Consider the following 755-nt stretch of genomic DNA (forward strand, 5'->3'; position numbering starts at 1 on the left):
TCGAGGAAACCGACCGCTCAGTCGGCGCGATCATCGACAAGCTTAAGGAACTCGGGTTACAAAAAAAGACGCTGGTTCTATTCATCTCCGACAACGGAGGCCTCGACAAGTACACCAGCCAACGCCCGCTGCGTGGAGACAAAGTCACCCTCTATGAGGGCGGCATCCGGGTGCCCATGATTGCGTCTATGCCCGGAAAAATCGCGGCTGGAAAAACTTCCGTCGAACCGGTCTCCGGCATCGATTTCTACCCGACCATCTGCACCTTCATGGGCGTCAAACCCACCGACCCGAAAAAGGTCGATGGTGAGGATCTAACGAAGCTTATTTTTTCCGGAAAATCCCTCGGTGAGCGCAATCTGTTCTGGAACTTCCCGTCCTACAACAGCCCCGAAGATCCAGCCAAGTGTCCGCGCAGTGTCATGCGGCGCGGCGATTGGAAAATTCACCACCGTTATGAAGACAACGGCTATGAACTTTACAACCTCAAGGAGGACATCAGTGAATCCAAAGACCTGTCGAAAACCCGGCCGAAAATCCTCAAGATGATGCGCAAGGAGCTCGAGGCGAGCTACGATCGCTTCGGCGCCGTCAAAACCCTTAAGCCCAATCCGGATTACGTCCCAGCCCCCTAACAGGCAACACCCCTTATCAACCCATGAAAGCACTTCCTAACTCCTCACCTAAAAAGCAAATACCTAGCAGTTAACCTCGATTGATTTCAATCTAATTTGGCCGAAAAACGTCTCCTCATT

General features: G+C 52.5%; 1 protein-coding gene. It reads left to right on the forward strand.

The features are described 5' to 3' along the window. Positions 1-635 (forward strand): sulfatase-like hydrolase/transferase (locus BSZ32_RS06360; protein WP_165788688.1); only part of this gene is annotated, 635 nt, incomplete at its 5' end. Between the last annotated feature and the right edge of the window lie 120 nt (positions 636-755).

Origin of the sequence: Rubritalea profundi (assembly GCF_002954445.1) — a bacterium.
In the GTDB taxonomy this organism is placed as follows: Bacteria; Verrucomicrobiota; Verrucomicrobiia; order Verrucomicrobiales; family Akkermansiaceae; genus Rubritalea; species Rubritalea profundi.